The 6,565-nt window shown below is 42.8% G+C and carries 7 protein-coding genes; 5 read left to right on the top strand and 2 right to left on the bottom strand.

All coding sequences use genetic code 11. The features are described 5' to 3' along the window. Positions 1-91: 91 nt before the first annotated feature. Complete coding sequence (locus tag E5S67_RS13380) at positions 92-1,126, top strand: M28 family peptidase (RefSeq protein WP_172187932.1); 1,035 nt, start codon at positions 92-94, stop codon at positions 1,124-1,126. 188 nt (positions 1,127-1,314) lie between these two features. Further along, entirely contained in the window at positions 1,315-2,460 is a 1,146-nt protein-coding gene (locus E5S67_RS13375) for a leucine-rich repeat domain-containing protein (RefSeq protein ID WP_172187930.1), read from the top strand. Between the two features lie 119 nt (positions 2,461-2,579). Here E5S67_RS13375 and E5S67_RS13370 read toward each other — a convergent pair whose 3' ends face one another. Both E5S67_RS13370 and E5S67_RS13365 read right to left on the bottom strand, forming a co-directional pair. Beyond that, the gene (locus E5S67_RS13370; protein ID WP_339382862.1) at positions 2,580-2,951 is read right to left on the bottom strand and encodes a DUF2237 family protein; all 372 of its coding nucleotides are present in this window, start codon (positions 2,949-2,951) and stop codon (positions 2,580-2,582) included. A gap of 49 nt (positions 2,952-3,000) precedes the next feature. Continuing rightward, positions 3,001-3,462: a GNAT family N-acetyltransferase gene (locus E5S67_RS13365; RefSeq protein WP_172187926.1), complete on the bottom strand. Its 462-nt coding sequence runs from the start codon at positions 3,460-3,462 to the stop codon at positions 3,001-3,003. 320 nt (positions 3,463-3,782) lie between these two features. On the opposite strand from E5S67_RS13365, the gene E5S67_RS13360 reads away from it, so the two are divergent. From E5S67_RS13360 to E5S67_RS13350, 3 genes are read left to right on the top strand one after another with little or no spacing between them, the layout of a single operon-like run. Then, complete coding sequence (locus E5S67_RS13360) at positions 3,783-4,355, top strand: TetR/AcrR family transcriptional regulator (RefSeq protein ID WP_172187924.1); 573 nt, start codon at positions 3,783-3,785, stop codon at positions 4,353-4,355. A gap of 19 nt (positions 4,356-4,374) precedes the next feature. Further along, the gene (locus E5S67_RS13355; RefSeq protein WP_172187922.1) at positions 4,375-5,880 is read left to right on the top strand and encodes an efflux RND transporter periplasmic adaptor subunit; all 1,506 of its coding nucleotides are present in this window, start codon (positions 4,375-4,377) and stop codon (positions 5,878-5,880) included. Positions 5,881-5,914: 34 nt separating this feature from the next. Continuing rightward, a complete protein-coding gene (locus E5S67_RS13350) occupies positions 5,915-6,547 on the top strand; it encodes a Vat family streptogramin A O-acetyltransferase (RefSeq protein WP_172187920.1) in 633 nt (210 codons plus the stop codon). Positions 6,548-6,565: the final 18 nt, after the last annotated feature.

Here is a 6,565-nt window from a genome sequence, read left to right as displayed (position 1 = left end):
AGTGTAACTTTCATCTGACCTATCTTTTTTTAACACAAGTCGGTCAAATACCAGCCCTGTCTGAGTTCCGGCGGGGTTGTCACCCCGCCAGATGCAATTGGGGAAAATCGAATTATGGAATCGCGGAACGTTAACTAGACTGGCTATCCTTAGTACAATCTTAATTAGCCTGATTAGTGGGATATGGTTGAGTATGATTGCAATGCCAGGGAAAAGCTACAGCGGGACAATTCCCCCTTTAACAGCACAGGAAATCTCGCTCCGAGACGCTTTAGAGCGCGATGTGGAAAAGCTCTCTGGTGAAATCGGAGAGCGCAACTTTATACAATATCAAAAACTTGGAGAAGCCGCTGACTTTCTCGAAGGATCATTTCAAACTGCTGGCTATAAAGTAGAACGACAAGGATATAAAATTGATGATAAATTTTATTATAACATAGAAGTTGAGATTCCCGGCGGGAAAAAGGCAGATGAAATAGTTGTAATTGGGGCACATTATGATTCTGTGGTGGGGAGTCCAGGGGCAAATGATAACGCAACTGGGGCGGCGGGAGTGCTGGCTTTAGCTAGAATGTTTGCGGATAAAAAGCCTGAAAAAACTGTGCGTTTTGTTGAGTTTGTGAATGAGGAACCGCCTTTTTTCTGGACTGCTGATATGGGGAGTTTGGTTTATGCCAAAAGATGCAGAGAGCGTAATGAAAAAATTGTTTCGATGCTCAGTTTAGAAACAATTGGTTATTACTCAGATGCGAAAAACAGTCAGAAATATCCAGCACCATTAAACCTTTTTTATCCTACGTCGGGAAACTTTATCGGATTTATTGGCAATACATCCTCAAGTAAACTGGTTAGAGAGGCGATCGCATCTTTCCGCCGCCATGCTGAATTTCCCTCGGAAGGTGCAGCAATTCCGGGTGGCATTCCTGGTGTTGGTTGGTCAGATCAATGGTCTTTTTGGCAACATGGTTATCCAGGGCTGATGGTGACAGATACTGCTCCCTATCGCTATCCTTACTATCACACGGCGCAAGATACACCCGATAAGGTTGACTGGGAACGGACGGCGAAGGTGATAGCTGGATTGGAGAAAGTTGTGGCAGATTTGGTGGGAGTTGATATTAATTAGTTGCGTAGGGTGCGGAACGTGGAAATATCCTCGCTGGGCACAGAATATCATGCAAACTGACGCACCTACTAATTAGTATAAGTTGCCTGAGTGAAGTGATTAAGAGAGTTTGTAATAGCTGTTTTGCAGGGACACGGTAAGGCAGTGTCTTTGTTGTATACAGTGGGGAAAATTAGAGGTACAAGATTATGACACTCATAGTTGTACAGAAACACAGGAAGTTACAAAAGTCGATCGCACTTACTGGTTGTGCGATTCTAGCATTATCTGGAAATGGAGTGTCGGGGAAAGCAGCAGCAGAAGTGCGATCGGGAAACAAAACATTTGCTCAATGGTGTCGCGAAAAAGATTCTTTGAGTCCAGAAGCTAAACATACTGTTGATATGCTGTTAAAAATAGCAGGAACTACTGAGTGCGATGAGGGTGATCGCCAACTTTCTAGTATCACAGGAATTAGCTTTACGAAGCAAGGAATCAGCGACCTCAGACCGCTAGCATCCTTAACTAACCTGAACGTTCTCCGGCTCATCAACTGTTCTATCACCGACATCAAACCGCTAGCATCTTTGACTAACCTGACTTTGCTCAACCTCAGCAGCAATCAGATCGTTGACATCAAACCGCTAGCATCCTTGGTTAACCTGAAAGTGCTCAACATCGGGAACAATCAGATCGGCGACATCAAACCGCTAGCATCCTTAACTAACCTGACTGAAATCGTCCTCATCGAAAATCAGCTCGATGACATCAAACCGCTAGCATCTTTGACTAACCTGAAAGGGCTTTTCCTCCGCAGCAATCAGATTGACGACATCAAGCCACTAGCATCTTTGACTAACCTGGAAGGGATCGATCTCGCTGGCAACCAAATTAGTGACATCAAACCGCTAGCATCTTTGATGAAACTGACTTTTATCGACCTCAGCAGCAATCAGATTAGTGAAATCAAATCACTAGCATCCTTGACTAACCTGGAAGGGATTAACCTCAGCTCGAATCAAATCGGTGATATCAAACCGCTAGCATCCTTGACTAACCTGGAAGGGCTATCACTTAACAAGAATGAGATCGCTAATCTGAAACCCCTAGAATTCTTGACTAAACTGGAGATTCTTTGGCTCAACAACAATCAAATCGTTGATATCAAACCGCTAGCATCCTTGACTAAGCTGACTTTGCTCTCACTTGAAAACAATCAAATCGGCGACATCGAACCGCTAGCATCTTTCCCTAAACTGACTGAACTCTACCTCAGCGGAAATCCGATCGCTCCCAAAACCTGCCCTCTCAAACCAGAGTCTATCTGTAAGTGGGAACCACAAACTCAACCATAAAACTTTACAGTGACGCCCGATCGCAATTAAATATTTGAGTTACGAAGGATAAATTTGCTATTCATCAGAAAAACCCGATCGCCCTTATTGACTAAAAGCGATCGCACACCAACAGCTTCCTACAAATCAGCAGCGTGCTGCTTCAATTCATCCAGAGAAACGTATTCCACAGTCAAGGCGTGAGTCGCAGCCAAAACCACAGGCGGCGCAACTCCCGCATCCATTGCTTCCTTCCACCTAGACGCGCACAAGCACCAGCAATCCCCAGGTTTCAAACCGGGAAAGTTAAATTCGGGAACCGGAGTGCTCAAATCATTTCCATTCGACTTGGTGAATTGCAAAAACTCTTCCGTCAGTTGAGCACAAACAGTGTGAGCCCCAAAGTCGCCACCACCTGTATTGCATTTGCCGTCCCGATAATATCCTGTCATTGGCGAAGTGCAGCAAGTCTCTAACTTTCCGCCCAGCACATTTGTAGCTTCCGTCACGATCGCAACTCCTCAGTAAAACTCTTCGATCTAATTTTACACAAATCGTTGTTTATATATTTTTTTCCATTGAAAAGTTGATGAATTTTTGTCCTCTCCGTTCTACTTCTTGTTTTCTAATCACAATAAATCCCTGGGTTTCAAAAAAAGGTCGAGCTGTAATACTGGCTTCGGTAAATAACTTTTTAATTCCTAAGTCTTGGGCTTTTGACTCAATTTGTTTTAAAATTAGCCTGCCAACTCCTTGCCTTTGAAAATCTTGATGGCAGTAAAAGCGATCGATATGGCCGCTTGCTTCTAATTCCCCAAAACCTGCAATCTTCTCACCCTCTTCTGCTACAAAAGTAAATTTACTGCTTAAACTTTTAGTCCAACTTTCGATATCGATATCTGCTGGTGCCCAAGCATCTACTTGTGCTTTTGTGTAATCGCGGATGTTTACTTCGTGTACCGTGTCGTAAAACAGTTTTACAATTTGTTGGGTATCGCCGATTTCGTAGGTTCGTACTCTCATAAATTCTCTCACTTGGATCGCTTCTTTAATCTTAATTTGGCATTTTATAGCGCTTCCGAAAGCCGACGGATGTTGGCTTTTACCATTTTGTCTCATTTCTGGCAGGGCGATCGACCAAAAAATTCTCCCTCACCCCTTGACAAACTCTACAACTCTGTGTTTTATTAAATATAACGATTGTTCGATATATATCAATTCCGCCTGCTAACCCAAAAAATCAATTTTGTAGCGATGGATACTATATCGCACGTTCGATATAGAATTATCAGACCAATAAATTTTAGACTTTAGATAATATAAAATCTAAAATCTATTCACCCATGCCAAAAATAGTTGACCGCGATCAATACCGCAAAGAACTACTCAACAAATGCTTTGAGATCTTTGCCGAAAAAGGTTACTCCTCAGTAACTATGCGCGAAATTGGATCGGGAATCGGAGTTTCTACAGGAACCCTTTACCACTACTTCCCGAGTAAAGAAAGTTTGTTCGAGCAGTTAATCGAATACTTGAGCTATGAAGATACAAAAGAAGAAGCACTTGCTGAATTGGGAAATCCGCCAAGCCTAGCAAAAAAAATTGAAAAACTGATGGATTACATCAGCAAAAATGAGGATTACGTTCTGAAAAGTTTGTTAATAACATTTGATTTTTGCCAACAAAAAAATCGCCAAGAAATTAATAATAATCAAGCGCTTCAGCAATCGGGAAAGCGTTACGAAGAGGCAGTAAATTGCTACTTAGGGATCTCCGATCCAGCGATCGCTAAATTTATCATTTGTTATGCTGACGGTTTGCTGGTAAGAAGGTTTTATCAAGGTGAAAGAATATCTATTGCAGAACAATCGATTGTACTAAAAGAGATGTTACTCGCTTATTTAGAAAAAACCTAGCTGCAAATAGAGGACAAGTATGAACTTTCAATCTTTTATCAAACCTAAAAATCGATTAGTAATCGGAATGGCAATTGCTGGCAGCATCATTACCACCGGCACAGCTTTTTACGGGATTTCTCAGTTTGCACCGTTGGCACAAAATACGGAACCTTTGCCAGCAGAAACACCGCCAGTGAGGAAAATAACAGCATTGGGAAGATTGGAACCGCAAGGAGAAGTGGTTCGCTTGGGAGTATCGCAAACTTTAGATGGCGATCGCATTTCCCAGCTTTTAGTGAAAGAGGGCGATCGAGTCAAAGCAGGACAACTAATCGCGATTTTGGATGCGCGCGATCGGCTGCAATCTGTTTTAGATGAAACTCAAGAGAAAGTCAAAGTTGCTCGATCCCGTTTAGCACAAGTAAAAGCTGGTGCAAAGTCGGGAGAACTTGCCGCACAATCTGCCACAATTGGCAAGCTAGAAGCGGAACTGCAAGGCAACAAAACTGCACAACAAGCAACAGTCGATCGTCTGCAAGCACAATGGCAAGGCGACAGAACCGCACAGCAGGCAGCTATCAGCCGTATCACCGCCCAGTGGCAAGGGGAGAGGAAAGCACAACAGGCAACAATTAGCCGAATAGCGGCACAATGGCAAGGAGAAAAAACTGCACAAATAGCAGCGATCGACAAATTGCAAGCCGAGTTTAATAATGCTAAAACTGAAGATTTCCGGCATCAGCAACTCGCGGGTGAAGGTGCAATTTCTAAATCCGTAAGAGATACTAAGCGGCTGGCATTAGAAACAAGTCGCCAGCAAATTAAAGAAGCACAAGCTAATCTCAGCAGAATTAATAATACCGCAAAGCAGCAACTTGAAGAAGCGCAAGCAAACCTCGATCGCATTAACAATACAGCTAAACAGCAAATTAACGAAGCAGAAGCAAACCTAACTCGCATTAACACTACATCAATCCAGCAGCTTAACGAAGCTCAATCAATACTCAAACGCATTCAAGAAACTGGCATCGAACAACTAGAAGAAGCGAAATCAACTCTTGACAAAATAGCCGAAGTGCGCCCCGTGGACGTGCAAGCAGCCGAAGCTGAGATCGAAAGTGCGATCGCCCAAGTTAAGCGCGCCCAAACCGAACTAAATCAAGCTTCCATTCGCACGCCAAATGCTGGAAAAATCCTGAAAATTCATACTCGTGCTGGTGAAAAAATTAGTGATAACGGCATTGCAGACTTAGGAGAAACCAATCAAATGGTAGTCGTGGCGGAAGTTTATCAAACCGAGATTAGCAAAATTAAACTCGGACAAAAAGCAGCCCTAACTAGCCAAGCATTTTCAGGAGAGTTGCAGGGAACTGTCAAAGAGATTGGGTTAAAAGTAAGTAAACAAAATGTTTTTAGTAACCAACCAGGAGAAAACTTGGATAGCCGAGTAGTAGAAGTAAAAATTCACCTGAATCCTGAAGCTAGCAAACAAGTTGCAGGATTGACAAATTTGCAAGTACAAGTAGCAATTAAACAAAACTAAAGTCTTTACTAAAAACCTTGGAGGATTGAAAGTTATGGCAGAATTTGGTCCCGATCCGAACCGACCTTATCCGATGGCAGACCAGCGCCGGGTTTGCTTTCTCAAAAACTTCATAAAATCCCCCAATATTATCGTCGGCGATTACTCATATTATGACGATCCAATAGAGCCAGAAAACTTCGAGAGAAACGTACTTTACCATTACGGGAGTGAGAAATTAATTATTGGTAAATTTTGTGCGATCGCCACTAACGTCAAATTCATTATGAACGGTGCAAATCACAAATTAGACGGCATTTCTACCTATCCTTTTCCCATCTTTGGGAATGGTTGGGAAACAGCAATGAATCTATTAATCGAACTGCCAAGTAAAGGCGATACTGCGATCGGCAATGACGTTTGGATCGGCTATGAATCGGTGATTATGCCGGGAGTCAAAATCGGCGACGGTGCAATCGTGGCCGCCAATGCAGTTGTAGTAAAAGATGTTCCCGCTTACACCGTTGTCGGTGGAAACCCCGCACATTCAATCAGACAGCGTTTCAGCGATGCTGAAGTTGCACAACTATTAGAAATTCGGTGGTGGGATTGGGAAATTGACAAGATTGCTCGCAACATTAACTTAATTATGCAATCTGATATTAAAGCACTCAGTAATGCTGAGTAAGCTCGCAAATATAACGAT

The organism is Microcoleus asticus IPMA8 (assembly GCF_013179805.1).
Taxonomy (GTDB): Bacteria; Cyanobacteriota; Cyanobacteriia; order Cyanobacteriales; family Microcoleaceae; genus Microcoleus; species Microcoleus asticus.
This window is presented reverse-complemented; position numbering and strand designations above follow the sequence as displayed.

Excerpts from the sequence above, each read along its gene's own strand:
- E5S67_RS13380 (WP_172187932.1), top strand. The coding sequence starts at position 92 with ATGCAATTGGGGAAAATCGAATTATGGAATCGCGGAACGTTAACTAGA.
- E5S67_RS13375 (WP_172187930.1), top strand. The coding sequence starts at position 1,315 with ATGACACTCATAGTTGTACAGAAACACAGGAAGTTACAAAAGTCGATC.
- E5S67_RS13365 (WP_172187926.1), bottom strand. The coding sequence starts at position 3,462 with ATGAGAGTACGAACCTACGAAATCGGCGATACCCAACAAATTGTAAAA.
- E5S67_RS13360 (WP_172187924.1), top strand. The coding sequence starts at position 3,783 with ATGCCAAAAATAGTTGACCGCGATCAATACCGCAAAGAACTACTCAAC.
- E5S67_RS13355 (WP_172187922.1), top strand. The coding sequence starts at position 4,375 with ATGAACTTTCAATCTTTTATCAAACCTAAAAATCGATTAGTAATCGGA.
- E5S67_RS13350 (WP_172187920.1), top strand. The coding sequence starts at position 5,915 with ATGGCAGAATTTGGTCCCGATCCGAACCGACCTTATCCGATGGCAGAC.